Genomic DNA, 15,795 nt, shown 5'->3' with positions numbered 1-15,795 from the left:
TGCTCAACATGCCCTGTAAAGGGCCAACCAGGACGACAGTTCATTGACAGCGACGTAAGAGGAGGTCGTTAGGACATATCGCCATCCTGGCGCGTGCAGGGTCACGAACCTCCCCTCTCTCCAGAATCGGAGACAGCATGCCAGGTCAGCCAGGGTTACTTCGTTTCGGGCGCGGCAGAAGGCGCTGGGTTTCGCGGGCATCGATGGCGATGGCCGTGGCGATGGCCGTGGTGTTGACGGCGGTGTCGTTGCTCGAGGTGCCGGCGGTGGCGGAGACCGAGCGGCCGGGCAACATGGCCGGGTTGATGGCCCAGGCCGGGTCGGCACCGAAGGCGGTGGGGTTGCCGGGCGGATCAGGGCAGACCGGTGCGGCCGGTGACTACACCTTCGGCTATCCGATCGAGGTGGTGGCCGGGCGCAAGGGGCAGTCACCGTCGGTGAGCCTGTCCTACGACTCGGGCGGGCCGGTGCACGGCACGGTGGCGGCCGGCTGGTCGCTGTCCGCGGCGGGCGCGATCACGAGTGATCCCGCCGCGGGGTCGGTGCGCCCGGGCCAGAGCGGTCCAGGTGGTGCGGGGAACCTGCCGAACTTCCTCGGCCCGGACGGTTCCCCACTGGTTCGAGATCAGAATCTGCCGGTGGCCGCCGACGAGATCGGTTACCGGTCGGTCGGTGACAAGGGATTCACCAAGTTCGAGTACCTGGGCAACGTGGCGGGGCAGCCATACTGGTGGCAGGCCTATCGATCGGACGGAACGGTGCTGCGTTTCGGCCGCAAGAATCAGCATCCGATGACGTTCGCGCCGCTGGACAGCGTCGTCGACGGTGACGGTCACGTGCTGCGGTACCGCTACAGCACCGTCGGGCGGACGACGTCGGCGCCCGGGGCCGCGCAGCCGCGCGAATTCCTGCTCGACAAGATCGAGTACTGGACTCCGGGCGAATCGGCGGAAGCGGGGGACAAGCCGTACGCGCTGGTGGGTTTCCAGTACGCCGCGCCGGCGTACTGCGGTGACCCCGCCACGTCGAACATGCTGCCGGTGGGATCCAGGCTGGATTATCGGATGAGGTTCGCCAAACTGTCGGGGACGCGCAAGCTGACGGCGATCAACACCTTCACCTGGCGGCACGGGGCGCCCGTGCCGGATCTGAAGAACGTGTACACGTTGAGCTACAACGCCACCGACCGGTGCAGGCCGGGGGAGGCGGCACCGTTCCGGGAACTGGCGAGTATCCAGCGGACGGTGTATCCCCCCGTTCCCGCGAACGGCGTGCCGCCGAAGGCGCTGCCGCCGACGACGTTCACCTACGGCAAGGCCGACGCCTACACCCAGGCCGAGCATTACGAGCCGATGGTGAAGGTGGCGAACTTGAAGATGCCCGAGTCGATCGACACCAACGCGGTCAAGCGGTTCGAGGGTGGCTCTTTCAAGCCGGTGGGCGACACGATTCCGGCAGGACTGGGGTTCACGCCTTGCGACGCCTCGTTCTGCACGGTGCCGCACGCGGCGGGTGGAGCGCTTCGCACCTACAACAAGCCGTGGAACGTCTCGCAGGGGCAGGCCTCCGGCGAGAGCGTGATGCGCATGTGGCTGGACGTCAACGGCGATGGCCGCGTCGACCTGCTGGAGCGGCCGGGCCGGCTCGATCTGGCCGCTCCGGCCCCGCCCACCGGGCGCTGCGCGGTGGACGTGTACCTGAACAAGGGCAGCCAGGGGTTCGTCAAGAACGACGCGTCCTTCCCCGGTTTCAGCCTGCGCGACGCGATGGCCGACGTGCCGGTGCCGGCCTCGGTGGGTGCCTCCGGCGAGGGGGAACTGCTGTGCACGTTGAGCCGCTCCTTCAGCCGGTCGTGGTCCGGCTGGCTGGGAAACCCCCAGGATCCCTGCGAAGGTCACACCGGCAAGGACTGGACCGCGGGCCGCGGCTTCGGCTCCATGCAGCAGGTGACCCACGGCTTCGTGGACGTCGACGCCGACGGCCGCGTCGACCTGCTCTCCCAGCCGATCAGCTCCATCTACTGTCCCTACGCCAGCACGTTCGGCGTGCCGGCACCGCTGCCACCGTCCGAAGAGCGTCCCAATCCCGCCGATCCCGATCCGCACTGGGCCTTCGAGTACGAGCACAACTTCACCAACCCGGCCGATCCGGATGTCCCGGGTGATCAGCCCGACTTCTTCGCCTTGGCCGAGACCAAGCGGCAGAGCTACGTCTACGTCTACCGCAACACCGGCACCGGGTTCGCTCGCACTCCGGTCCAGGTGAGAGTCCCCTATGACAGCGATTTCAAAAGGAGCGACTTCTCCTGGCTGGCCAACCAGGTGGTGACCCGCGTCCCGCAGCCGTCGATATTGGGCGGGCTGAACCTGGACGGCCAGGCGGAGGCTCACATCAAGCGCAGCCCGCAGTCCATGGCCGACGTCACCGGTGACGGCTACGTCGACCTGGTGACCGGCAAGGGCGTGGTGTACCCCGGCAGGAACGGCGGAGGGTTCGCCGCGAGCTTCGAGCTGCCCGGGGACGACGAGGACCCACCGACGACATGGCTGGCGCGTGACAACGGGGCCGGCGGTGACGGCGTCTACGACGGCTACCTGCGTGACGGGCTGGGGCCGGACCTCAACGCCGACGGGCTGCCCGACCGGGTCCGCGTGACCGGCCGAGGCAGTGAGGTGCGGTTCAACACCGGTTTCGGATTCGGCACCTCCGCCGACGGCGGGCAGGGCCTGTTCAGCGACGGTGCGCCCGACACCACCCGGCTGCAGTCGTTCCGGGTGGAGATGGGGGCCGAGGATTGGCAGGGTTACGCCACGACGGCCGAGCGTTACCACACGACCAAGCTGACCGACCTGGACTACGACGGGCTGCCGGACGTCTATGTGCACAAGCGCCCGGCCGGGTCGAAGCTGTATCTGGGCGGCGGCACCACCTGGGTGAGCACCGCGGACGTCAGCTCCACCGTGCAGGCGGCGCTGGCCGGGCACGTGAAGGGCCGCGGCACGCTCGCCCAGTACGGCGACCGAGCCGACTACCGCCATCAGGCCACCCACCAGGCGGTGGACCTCAACGCCGACGGCCTGCTGGACCTGGCCGAGGACGCCGACGACGACGGCGACGTCTTCGTCCGCTACGCCAAGCCCATCCTGGACACCCGCGCGGCGCACAACGCGCCCGCGCGCCTGATGCGCCAGATGAGCAACGGCTTCGGCGCCACCACCACGATCGGCTACGGGCGCAACGTGCCGGCCCGCAAATGGGTGGTCACCGAGATCACGACCGACCCCGGTCAGGGCCAGCCGCCGATGACCACGCGCCACTCCTTCAGCAAGACCGCCTACCTGGCCGGACCGTACGGGCAGAGCGCTTTTCGGGGGTTCCGCGAACTGCGCACCTTGACCGTCGGCGACCCCGGCAGCGGGGGCGACGACCTGACCACCGTCAGCCTCTACGACTACGACCAGGATCCCGCCGGGGTGCCGACACGGGTCGCGACCATATTGGGGCAGGCCGCGTTCACCGGCGGGCTGACCCCGACGACGCAGGGGGTGATGAGCCTGGTCGACACCCTCTACCACGTGCGGGACCTGGGCCTGCCTCTCCCCGGGGCCCGAGAGGACTTCGGCACGTGGGTGGTGATGCCGGAGAAGACCACCACCTACACCTGCACCGGCACGGCCGGGCAGAGCACCACCGCCTGCCGGAACGGGGCCCCGAAAGCGGATCAGATCGTCACCTGGGCCGACCAGAAGATCAACGGCAAGTACGTGATGGACCTGCCCTCGAAGGTCGAGAGCCGGTTCGTCAACGGCGAGGGCAAGACCGAGATCCGGCGCACCGCCTCCGTCCACAACATCGCCTGGACCAGCGCCGCCTTCAAGGTGGCGCCGCAGTCCAGCACCCGGGTGCGGGTGCTGGACGGCGCGGAAACCCCGCTGGGCCAGACCCGCTACAGCTACCACGACGCCGGTTTCGTCTTCGTCAAGAACGTCACGGTCGATGACGAGGCGCCGGGCGTGCCCGACCGCACCACGCGCTACCAATACCACGGGGGAGACGGCCCCCACCGCGGGCAGGTCTACCGCCTCTGGCAGCCCGAGCAGATCGCCAGGTACGGGAACACCAACGCGGCGGCCGGCTACACCGAGTTCGGCTACGACGAGCGCGGGATGCACGTCACGCGCACCGAAGGCCCGATCCGGCCGCAGAACAGCCGGATCCGGCACGTCACCAAGACCGTGGTGGACCCGGGCACCGGCGTCACCGTCGAGACCGAGGGCCCGAACTACGCCTGCCCGGACGCCGACGGCGACCGTCAGCTCGATCCCGCCGAGACCTGCACCCCGGAGCAGGCCGACGACGCCAACCTCCTTCAGCTGACCCGCGTCAAGATCGACCCGCTGGGCCGGCCGTTGTCGACCCGGGTCTACCCCATCGGTGACACCACCCGGGCACCGACCGGCGGCACCGAGATCTCCCGCGCCTCCTACAACGACAACGCCGCCCCCGATCCCATCTCGCAGGTGAGCGAGTCCGCCTCGGGCGACGGGGAGTTCAGCCACACCACCAGCGAACTCGACGGGCTGGGCCGCGCCGTGCGTGTCACCGCCGTGCAGTCCGACCAGGACGTCACCGTCCCGGCCCGGGTCTCCACCTACCGCTACGACCACCGCGGACAGGTGAAGGAGACGTTGTGGCCACGCGCGGACGGCGTACCCGGCGCCGTGGGCACACATAACACCTACGACGCGCTGGGCCGTCTCGTGGAGGTGCGAGAGGTCGGATCGAACGGCCAGGTCATGGCCGTGCACGCCTACGACGGGCTGAGCACCACGGTCTCCCAGGTCACCGGCGACGGCTCCCCGGCCGCCCTCACCCGTACCACCACCGACCCCGCCGGACAGCTGATCACGGTGCAGGAGAAGACGGGCGGCACGGCCACCGCCCCCTCCTTCGCCACCACCCGCTACCGCTATGACGGCACCGGAAAGGTCGAGCACATCGCCGACCCCGACGGCGTGATCACCGCCATGACCCACGACCTGAGCGGCAACCGGCTGAGCGTCACCTCGGCCGGCCGGACATGGAAGTACGGCTACGACGGCAACGGCAACCTCACCGCGGTCACCGAACCCCTCCTTCCCGGCCAGGCCGCGTCCGACTTCACCCACCGCCGCGTCTATGACGACGCCGACCGGGTCGTCAGCGAGAAGAACCCGCGGCGAGACCTCAGCGCCGCCGAACGCGCCGAGTTCGCCTACGGCGACGCCGACACCGGCGGCGTCAAGACCTACACCTACGACACCGCGCACCCCTCGGTGAGCAGGCAGTCGGGCAGGGCGAACTTCGCCGTCGGCCGTCTGACGTCCACGACCTCACCGGTCGCGACCGTCATCAACCACTACGACCACCACGGTCACCCCACGGTCACCAGCCAGAGCATCGAGGCGATCTCCACCCTGGTCGGCGCCGACCGGCTGGAGGCACTTCACACCGTCGGCGCCACCGGCATCACCGAGGCCGTGGAGTACAAGGCCCACGCCACCTCCAACGGCGAGCTGACCTTCGACGGACCCAAGGTCGAGCTCGCCTACAACCGCGACGGCACCGCGGCCCAGGCCGAGTTCGTCATCGGCGGCAAGACCATGGCCATCCGCCAGCATCGCAACAGCGCCGGCGTCGTGACGAGCAGGAAGATCAACACTCGCGACACGGCCGGATTCGGCACCCGCGACACCTACTACAACCACGACCGGTTCGGCCGCGTCACCGCCGTCACCAACCGCGCGCCCGGATCCGGCGGAGCCGCCCAGCACTACAGGCAGACCCTGTCCTACTACGGCAACGGCCAGATCCACCGGATCGCCGAGCAACTGGGAGACGCCTCCGCACCGGCCGCCACCACCACCTACACCTACGACGACCGCCTGCAGCTGCAAAGCGCCACCCAAAGCGGCGGAGCCGGTTACTTCGGCGGCTTCACCTACACGCCGGGCGGGCGCATGGCCGGCGCCAACATCACCACCAACCCGGCCGACGGCGCCGGCCCGATCCCCCGGGTGAGCGCCCGCAACGTCGAGCACGTCTACCAGGACCCGGACGGCGGCGACCCGCAGCGACTGCACGAGCTGCGCGCACGCGGCACCGGAACCCGCCTGGCCTCCTACACCTACGACGAGGCGGGCAACACCACCGGCCGCACCCTGCCGGACGGCACCACCGTCACCCAGCGCTGGGACGGCGCCCGCCTGCGCAAGGTGAGCAAGCCAGGCGGGGAGAAGGAGATCTTCTTCTACGACGGCGCCGCCCGCGTCGCCGCCGCCCGCTACGGCGCCACCGGCGCCCTGGCCGAGGTGCGCCGCTGGTTCGGCGACCAGGAGATCGTCTACATCCCGGGTCAGGCACCCTCCTACCGGCAGGCCGTCGTCATCGCCGGGCAAACGGTCGCCCGCGTCGACGGCGACGACACCACCGGCGGCATCGAGCACTACCTCACCAGCCCGCAGGGCCACCACGTCCTGGCCTACACCGCCGCCGACGTCCCCGTCACGACCCGGATGGTCTCCTACGGCCCGTTCGGCGAGATCCTCGCCGAAGTGGCCGCCGAGGACGCCGTCTCGTCCGGCAAATACGGCAGGGACTTCAACGGCAAGACCTACGACCGCCTTGCCGGCCTGCACGACTACGGCCACCGCTTCTACGACGGCCTGGCACTGCAGTGGACCAGCGCCGACCCCCTCTACCGGGCCGCCCCCGACCTCGACCCCGCCAGCCCGCGCACGGCCAACCTCTACACCTACACCGGTAACGACCCCGTCAATCTCGTCGATCCCGACGGCCTGTGCGTCGCCGACCCCTACAACCCCGACTGCACCAGCAGCGACTACGCCGACTTCACCGAGCAGGCCGAATACGTCGACGGCTTCATGTACGGCATCAGCCCCTACCTGACCGACGCGGTCTTCCAGGGCATGGTCCACGCCTACGGCGACGCCCTCATGATGCCCGTCCCGATCGCCGGCAGCATCTACCAGGGCGTCAAGTACGGCGACTGGACACCCGCAGCGGTCGAAGCCGGCCTCGGCGTCATCGGCTTCGCCGCGGGTCGCCTCGCGCCCATGATCCGCGGGGCGGCGTCGGCCGCCGACACCACGTCGAGGGTGGCGGGGAAGATGGCCGCCGCCGCCGACACTCTCGTCGGCTCGGGCGCGAGCCCGGCTCTTGGCGGAACCGCGGCGGGCGGTTCAGCGCCGGGCAAGACGGCGCTCTGGGGAAGCCCACGCTTCAGAACGTCCAACACCGTCTCCTTCGGAGGCAGCGTCAACACCTACTCCATCGCCGTCGAGGTCGAGCGCGCGAGACAGCAGGGGTTCACCACCATCCACATCGCCAGCGGCACCCACGGCAGCAGGTACGGCAAGTGGGCCGGAAACGATCCTACAGCGATGCATTCCGGCTTCCTGCGGCGTGACATGCGACTGGCCATAGCCGCCGATCAAATGTGGGATGACGTGACAATCCATGTCTGGAACATGGGGAAGGCCGCGGAGCGGGAGTCGTACCGGTTCCTCAGAGGCACCTCCGCGAACGACTTCTTCATCGACGGCTGGTGTTTCAGCGCCGTGTGCACCTTCTGAGGCGGAGCCGCGCGCGAGGAAAGCGATCCGGTGCCGGGCGGGTCAGGCGATCCGCCCGGCACCCGATCTCGGTGACCGGTCATGAAAGCGACCGGCGAAGGCCGCGGTAGGTGGCCGGTCGCGACGGGGCACCCCATGGAGGGGCGGGGACATCAGCGTGGTGTCCCCGCCCCGAGCCGTTCGTACCGTCGCCTCAGCCGCACATCATCCCGCTCGTCTCGTCGCCCGCCGGGTCGCCGAGGTCGTTGGACAGCATGAGCAGTTCCCGGCACAGCCGCGTGAGAACGCGCAGGGCACCTCGCGCGGCCGCCTCGTCCAGGTAGGTCAGGTCGAGGACCAGCCCGTTGTCGGCCGCCTGCGGCAGGAGGGAGAGATGGAAGTCCGCGATGCAGGCGACCTGCACGCCGCGTCGTCTGGCGTGCATGGCGACCCTGGCCGCGGGAAGGGAGGGCGGGAGCCGTACGGCCGTCGCGCCGTCGAACGCAGGCGACGTCACCGAGCGGACGGGGAGCCGCTCGAACGCCTCCCGGACGAGGTCCGTCCTCCGCTGGTGCAAACGGGCGAGGCCGGTGCTGCGGCGCTGCACGGTGCCGTTCGTCAGGAGCCGGAGCAACACGTCCTGGTGGAGCACGGGCGGCCTGAGGCCCGAGGAGACGATCCGGGACTCCACGAGAGGACTCATCGCGGAGGGCACGACGAGATAGGCCAGTGGCATCTCCGGGGTGAGCAGCGTCGTGAAGTCGCCCACGAGTCCCGCGTGAGGTGAAGGCACCTCGGCCAGCAGGCTGGGCACTCGCGTGGTCGTCGGACGCGCCGCGCCCTCCAGGTTCACCTCGATCACCGCACCGCCCGTCCGGTCGTGCCAGCGGGAGAGTTCCCGCCGCCAGGTTTTCGACGTCGCCCGGCTGCTGAGGTAGTGGGTCTCCGAGAGCACGACGACCGCGCCCGCCTGGCGCGGAATATCGTCGGCGATCAGATCTTCGCCGTTGGAGAAGGGCAGGAGGGTGCGGCCGGCGAACAGCAGCGCCTGCCGCAGGGGCGACGGGATCGGCTGGGCCGCGGCGATCGGCACGCCCGGGGCCAGGGCGTCGAGGACGACTCGGAGGGCGTCGCCCAGGGTGCCGCAGATCGCGGTCTCGTACCCGGCGAGATGGCCGCGGCTGAGCGCGACGCGCCGGTGAACGACCTGACGAAGGCGGTCCACGCCGAGGGACGGCGCGGGGGAGCGGGGAAGCATGTGGCTGGCCTGCCGCCAGGCGGAACGCCAGGCGGCGATGGGGAATCCCTTGGGGGCACCGTGGCCCGGACGCAGGTCGATCACCCGTGCGTCGGCGACGGGGGCGGCCGAGAGCCTCCCCTGGAGGTCGGCCCTGCCCGCCACGTAGGTGCCCGCGCGAGGTTTGCCGGTGATGTAGCCCCGGGCGAGAAGCAACTCGTAGGCGACGATGGCCACTCCCCGGGAGACGCCCAGACCCTCGGCCACGGTCCGTGTCGAGGGAAGCCGCTCGCCGGGACGCAGCAGGCCCGAGTCGATCGCGTCGATGAAGCCGCCGACCAACTGCTCTCGGAGCGTCCGCTTGTCGTCGCGGCACACTTCGATGGAAACGGGTAGCTCCTGTCTGGTCCGCATTCCCCTCCTCATTTCCCGGCTGCGGCGCGCTCCGTCGAACGAACGGCCTGTGCGGCGGTACGGATCGCGGCTCCGCCCCGGTTCGGAGAACCTGAGGCCCGGCTCCGTTCGAGCCAGGTGCGAACAGTGCCCGTACTCGTCCTCAGGACGGGCGGAGACGATCGCCGTTCTGCAGTACGCCTCCCGGGTGGCGGGCAGTTCCGTGCCGGGATGTCCCGCCTGGCGGAACCGGTGCCGGGGCAGGGCGCGTATCTCTGGTGGACGGCGGGCAGAGGCCGCGATCGGCGGAGGCCGGCTCGCTGGAGACCCGTCACGGGTGAGAGCCGTGCGCCGAGGTGTCCGATCGGTGAAGGGCACCACCTCGTGATCCGGCCCTCGGGCCGTCCGGCCGCGGCGGCATACCCGCGCCATCACGACGACATGAACCGGGGGAACGATGGTGAGCACGCCGAGCGATGCGCGGTCCGCTCTCAGGAGCGGATCGATCCTGCTGCCGGCGCTGGCCGGCCTGATGGCGGGGAGCACCGCGACGGCCGGTGCGGCGGCGAGCCCGCCGGAGACCGCCGTCGCGCAGTACCGGTCCGGCGTCCTGTCGTACACGGGCACGGACGCCGCGGAACGCGTGGTCGTCGTCGTGGTGAACGGCCGCGTCCGGATCTCGCAGACCACGCCGCTGGCTCCGGGACCAGGATGCAAGGTCACGAGCGACACGGCCGTCAACTGTGACCTGACACAGCGGATGCACTTCAACCTGCGGGGCGGCGACGACAGACTGTCCGCCTACGCCCAGCTGGTCGGCACCGTCTCGGGCGGAGCGGGCGACGATCACCTGGAGCCGGTCATCGCGCCGGGCGAGCACGCGATCCGGTTCGTCGGCGGGGACGGCACGGATCTCGTCAGTTACACCTACTCCGGCCGGCCGGTCCGTGTCTCACTCGACGGGGTGGCCGATGACGGCCCCGCCGGTCTCGACGACATCGAGGCGGACGTGGAGAACGTGTGGGGCTCGTCGTACGCCGACGAGCTGACCGGCTCGCACGTGGCCAATCGGATCGAGGGAGGACCGGGGGCGGATGTGATCACGGGACTGGGCGGAGACGACGTCCTGCACCCGGTCGGGGGTGGTTTCGCGTCGGACGGACCGGTGCGAGACGACGTCCACTGCGGTGAGGGCGCCGACACCGGCTACAGGACGAACGCCCAGCAGTTCTTCCACGACTGCGAGAACGTCGTCGAGCCGTAGCCCGAAGCCCCCCGCCTCGTCGCGAACCTTTCGCGTGCGGGACGAGGGCGGTGTGCGTTCCTCCGCCCGAGGGGCGCTCGCCGCCGGTCCGGCCGGGGGGCCCGAAGCAGGAGCCGGGGCCGTTTGGTGATCCGGCCGCGAGGCGTCGCCGGGGCCCGTGCGGCCGCGGGCCGGACAGGGCCACTTTCGAGCCGGATGCGGGCCGGATGTGGAGCCTTCGGTGACCGGGCGGTGTGACAGCGTGTGGCGTCCACATCGGGCTACAGAGATCACAGGTGAACGGATGAAGAAGTCCAGCAGGTCCGCGCTCGCCGGGCGTCGCGGTGCCGCGGCCGCCCTGGTGGCCGGGATCGCCGCGGCGGTGCTGACCGGCACCCCGGCGCACGCCGCCACCGACGACGCGGTGCTCTTCTACGCCTCGTACCAGAACAACGGCCAGCTCGTGGTGTTCAACGGCGGCGATCACGCCAACAACGTCAGCGTCGACGTGGGCGCGAGCAGCATCGTCATCACCGACACCGCCGCGGTGAACCTCACGGCCCAGGCGCCGTGCGCGGTGACCAGCTCCACCACCGTGGTCTGCCCGAAGGAGCTCCCCGGCGCCGACTCGCCGGGGGAGAGGGTCGTCGGCGTGGCCGTCAACGGGCACGACGGCGACGACACCCTGACGTCCAGCGGCTTCGGCCTGATCTCCGGACAGACCTTCCGCCCGATCTCGGTCGGTCTCTCGGGATGGGCGGGCGACGACACCCTCGTCGCGACCGGTGGACTGAGCCATCTGCTCGGCGGTCCCGGCGACGACTCCCTCACCAGCGGTCCGGGCTACCCGGCCTACCCGCACAGCAAGGACCGGCTGTCGGGCCAGGACGGCAACGACACCATCAACAGCGTGACCAACTCGCCGGACGTCGACGAGATCGCCTGTGACGAGATGACGAACATGTCGTTCACCGACTGGCTGACCCGCGACAGCGGTGACATCGCCGGGGTCTGGTCCGGCTGCGACAACGTGACGATCCAGTAGTCCAGGCGTCGTGCGCGCAGCCCGCCGTCCCATGCTCGGCCAGAGACGGCTCCGCCTTCACATCCCCTGAACGGCGGGGCTGCCTTCCGCCGGGATGACCCGGCCGGCGGACCCGCCCCGGTTCGCCGGCCGGGTCCGTCTCTTCGCCGCCCTCGCCCGAGGGACGGCGGGCGGCTCGGCCTCGACGGAAGGTTCATTCCATGACGCGCCTCCTGATCGCCTTCGCCGCCTGTGCCGTCCTGCACCTCCTCGCGCCGGCCGCGGGGCCGACGGCCGTCGAGTGGGTGACCAAAGGCCTTCTCATGCCTCTGCTCGCGGCCTGGGTGGCGGCCAGGCACGGCCCGCCGCCGGTGGTGGCGGGGCTTCTGTTCTCCGGGGCGGGCGACGTCGCCCTGCAGTTCGACGCCGGAGCCGGCGTCTTCGTCCTCGGTATGGGCCTGTTCGCCGTCGCCCATGCCTGTTACGTCACCTACTTCGTCCGGGGCGGCGCCCTGCCGGAGCTGCGGCGCCGTCCGCACGTCCCCGCCGCCTACGCGGTGGTCTGGGTGATCCTGATCACCGTCCTGTGGCCCGGCCTCGGGGCCCTGCGAATCCCCGTCGCCGTCTATTCGCTGATCCTCACGGCGACGGCGGTCACGGCCCTCGGGTACGGTCCGCGCGCCGGCCTCGGCGGAGCGCTCTTCCTGCTCTCCGACGCGCTCATCGCCTTCCGCCTGGCGGGAGTGGAGGTGCCGCACTCCGGCATCTGGGTCATGCTCAGCTATATCGCGGCCCAGTTCCTCATCGCCTCCGGTGCGTCGCGCCCCCGAACGGCCCCGACGCCATGACGGCCGGCGCGACTTTACGGGCCTGGTCGGGCGGTGCCCTGTTCACGAGGTTCGGGCGTCGGCCGGAATCATCGGACAAGCGGGGCGTACCGGTTGCGCAACTGGGTGGTGCGAGTGTTGCGATGAGCATAAACTGCCATTTTATTCCCGCCAATACGAGAAGTTGAAAAGTACATTTCCGTAAGTAGGGGATGGAGAGTGCGATTGTCCGGGGCAGCCGATCGTCCGGAGGCCGGCGATCGTATCCGCGTCAGGGCGCTCGGCTCCCTCGAGCTCAGCCGGGCGAATCCAGGACTCGACGCCGGTGAGAAACCGCTGCTGCGTTCGGGCAACCTTCGCCGGCTTCTCGCCACGCTACTGGTCCACGTGGGCTCGGTCGTCAGCGCGGACACGCTCGCGGAGATCGTCTGGGGTGACACGCAGCCGGTGCGGGTCGAGGCCGCCTTGCAGACGGTCATGTCGCGCCTGCGGATGCAGCTGCGGTCGGCCGGTCTGAACGAGGTGTTGCTGACCAGGCAGCCCGGATACATGTTGAAGCTCGACTCGGATGTGTTCGACGTGACCCACTTCCGGGATCTCGCCGAGCGGGCCCACGCGATCGTGGAGAGTGATCCGCGCCGGGCGGCGGATCTGCTCGACACGGCATTGGGACTGTGGCGGGGGCGGGCTTACGCCGAGTTCGGCGATGACGAGTTCGCCGTGGCCGAGGTGGCAGGCCTGGCGGAGGCGCGCCTGGTCGCGCTGGAGGACAGGGCCGAGGCGGCGCTGTCGCTGGGCGCTCCCAACGAGGCGGTCGCCCTGCTGGAGCGGGTCATCGCCGAGGCTCCCATGAGAGAACGCCCGCAAGGGCAGTTGATGCTCGCCCTCTACCGGATAGGGCGTCAGGCCGACGCGCTGGCGGTGTACCGGCGCTATCGAACACTGATCAGCGACGAGCTGGGCCTGCGGCCGCTTTCCGGCCTGCGGGAGCTGGAGTCGCGCATCCTCCAGCACGACTCCTCGCTGATGCCGCGCTCGAGCGCCCATCATGGCGAACGGAACGGCGGTGAGGAAGAGGCGAGGAGCGGCGATCAGACGAAGCGGCCGCTGGTGAGCGGCCTCTCGGCCGCGCGCTCACCGCTGGTCGGGCGTGATCAGGTGCTGCACCAGGTGATGAAGCGGCTCTCCTCCAGTCGCGTCCTCACCCTGACCGGGCCCGGCGGTGTGGGGAAGACACGGTTGATGTTGGCCGCCGCCGAGGCGTCAGAGGCGGACCCCGCCCGCTTCCCCGACGGCGTGTGGCTCGTCGAGCTGGCCCTGCTGCAACGGCCGGTATCGCTGGCGAGCGCGGTACTGACCGCCCTGGGCGTGCAGATCGTCGGAACCGTGACTCCTCAGGAGCGGTTGATCGGCTATCTGCAGACTCGGCGGGCACTGCTCGTCCTGGACAACTGCGAGCACCTGGTGGACGACGTCGCCGATCTCGTGCAGTCCATCGTGGGGAGTTGCCCCGAACTGTCGGTGCTCGCCACCTCCCGGGTGCCGCTGGGAATCGAGTCCGAGCAGATCAACCCGGTTCCGCCGCTGGACGTTCCCACCGACGCGGTACGGCTGTTCGTGGAACGGGCCACGGCCGTGGCTCCGGCGTTCGATCCCACCGGTCCCACCCTCGAGGTGCTGACGGAACTCTGCCGCCGGCTGGACGGCATGCCGCTGGCGATCGAGCTGGCCGCGGGGCGGATGCGGTACATGACCCCCGCCGAGATCGTCGCCCGCATGCCCGACGGGTTCCGCCTCATGCGCAACCCCTACCGCCGCGCCGTCGAGAGGCACCAGACGCTGCAGACCGTCATCGACTGGTCCTACCAGCTTCTGGAACCCGGTGACCAGGAACTGTTCGAGCGGCTGTCGGCCTTCGCCGGAGCCTTCGCGGCGGATGACGCCGCGGCCGTGTGCGGCCTCGACGTGCCGGCCGTGGTCGAGAGGATCGGCGACCTGGTGGACAAGTCCATGGTCGTGGCCACGGCGGACAGGACATGGCAGGTCACCAGCTACTCACTCCTGGAGACGCTTCGATCCTTCGGCCGTGACCGTCTGGAGGAACGGGGAAACGCGCAGGAGACGTTCCGGGCACACGCGGAGCATCTTCGGGTCTCACTGGATCGGGGCCCGCGGTTGTTGCACACCGGGGAGTGCGGCCGGTGGATGACGGCGATCGCCCAGCGCATCGACGACATCCGCGTGGCCCATACGTGGGCACTGAACAACGATCTCACGCTCGATCTGGGGTTGATGGTCGGACTGGCCGACTGGATGGAGCTGCAGATGCCCGGCGAGATGGCCGGCTGGGCGGAGAACGCCGCCGAACGATGGATCGCCGAGGGACATCCGGCTGATCGGCCCCTCGCCGCGCTGAGTCTCGGCATGGCCGCGTCCGGTGCCCAATATCGCACCGACCACAGGCTGATGGAGTCACTCACGGAGCGCTCCTGGGAACTGCTGAACCCGGATGATCCCCTTCGCCGGTTCGCCGGCGTGGGACTGCTGGGCCACAGGCTGGCCTCCGGCGACCTTGACGGTGTGAACCGTCTCAGCCGCGACGTGCTGAACTGGTCCTTGCAAGCGGGGGACCGGCTGCGCGCGGGCTACGCGCAGGTGTGCGGGATCCTCGGGGTCGCGTACGGCGGCGACCTCGTGGCGGCGGAGCGCGCGGCCGAGGATTTCTCGCGGCTGAACAGATCCGGGGTCTTCGGGGGGTGGGGCGCCTACCTTCTGGGGGAGACGCTGCTGGACAGGGAGCCCGAGCGTGCGGCCGGGCTGCTGGAACGAGCCCACGAGCAGGCGATCGCCTGCCAAGACTGCGTTCTCATGGGTGCCGCGCTCTCATCGCTGGCGTCGATCCGCCTGAGGTACGGTGACCCGCTCGAAGCCGTTCCGCTGTATCGCGAGGTCATCGAGCACTGGCATCGCATCGGCAACTGGGTTCAGCAGTGGACCAGCGTTCGCGGCGCCATCTTCCTGCTCGCCGAACTCGGTGATCTGCGCTCGGCGATGACACTGCTCACCGCGATGCGACGGCAGGAGGGGGCCGGACCGGCCTTCGGACAGGACGCGCAGCGGGTGCGGGCGATGGAATCCCTGTTCACGCGCGCCCTCGACCTCGAGGAGCGGCAACGGCTGACCGCGCGAGGGATGACCATGACGGACGCGGAGATCCTGCGATTGACGCTCGACCGGCTCACCGCGCTGGAGCCGGCTTCCCGGGACCGTACCGAGGCGTGACCCGCGGAACCCGGTGCGGGACCGTCCGGATCGGCGGGCGCCGGCCTCGAACTCCTGGGAAGCCCTCGCCGTGAGTGCCGCGAGGACACGGTGCGGGAACTCTCCCGGAGCGCGGCCCTCCTCCATCCGATCCTCCCGCCGAGATCGTCGCCAGCGCCATGACATCGAGTCGAAAG

The 15,795-nt window shown here is 70.0% G+C and carries 6 protein-coding genes; 5 read left to right on the top strand and 1 reads right to left on the bottom strand.

Annotated features, from left to right (window positions below; genetic code table 11):
• Nucleotides 1-203: 203 nt before the first annotated feature.
• Nucleotides 204-7,634: an RHS repeat-associated core domain-containing protein gene (locus ACTOQ1_RS39230; protein ID WP_440073266.1), complete on the top strand. Its 7,431-nt coding sequence runs from the start codon at nucleotides 204-206 to the stop codon at nucleotides 7,632-7,634.
• A 193-nt stretch (nucleotides 7,635-7,827) separates the two neighbouring features.
• Here the strand turns inward: ACTOQ1_RS39230 and ACTOQ1_RS39225 are convergent, their stop codons facing one another.
• Nucleotides 7,828-9,264, bottom strand: coding sequence for a GntR family transcriptional regulator (locus ACTOQ1_RS39225; protein WP_440073264.1), 1,437 nt, complete (start codon nucleotides 9,262-9,264; stop codon nucleotides 7,828-7,830).
• 439 nt (nucleotides 9,265-9,703) lie between these two features.
• On the opposite strand from ACTOQ1_RS39225, the gene ACTOQ1_RS39220 reads away from it, so the two are divergent.
• From ACTOQ1_RS39220 to ACTOQ1_RS39205, 4 genes are all read left to right on the top strand, one after another.
• Nucleotides 9,704-10,507, top strand: coding sequence for a hypothetical protein (locus ACTOQ1_RS39220; RefSeq protein WP_440073263.1), 804 nt, complete (start codon nucleotides 9,704-9,706; stop codon nucleotides 10,505-10,507).
• 283 nt (nucleotides 10,508-10,790) lie between these two features.
• Nucleotides 10,791-11,531 carry a hypothetical protein gene (locus tag ACTOQ1_RS39215; RefSeq protein WP_440073262.1) on the top strand — a complete coding sequence of 247 codons (741 nt, stop codon included), beginning with the start codon at nucleotides 10,791-10,793 and terminating at the stop codon, nucleotides 11,529-11,531.
• Between the two features lie 200 nt (nucleotides 11,532-11,731).
• A complete protein-coding gene (locus ACTOQ1_RS39210) occupies nucleotides 11,732-12,358 on the top strand; it encodes a lysoplasmalogenase (RefSeq protein ID WP_440073260.1) in 627 nt (208 codons plus the stop codon).
• A 204-nt stretch (nucleotides 12,359-12,562) separates the two neighbouring features.
• Entirely contained in the window at nucleotides 12,563-15,619 is a 3,057-nt protein-coding gene (locus ACTOQ1_RS39205) for a BTAD domain-containing putative transcriptional regulator (RefSeq protein WP_440073258.1), read from the top strand.
• The last annotated feature ends 176 nt before the right edge of the window (nucleotides 15,620-15,795 follow it).

Source organism: Streptosporangium sp. OZ121, from assembly GCF_051918885.1.
GTDB lineage: Bacteria > Actinomycetota > Actinomycetes > Streptosporangiales > Streptosporangiaceae > Streptosporangium.
The sequence above is the reverse complement of the archived record's forward strand: the minus strand, read 5'-3'. Positions and strand labels throughout refer to the sequence as shown.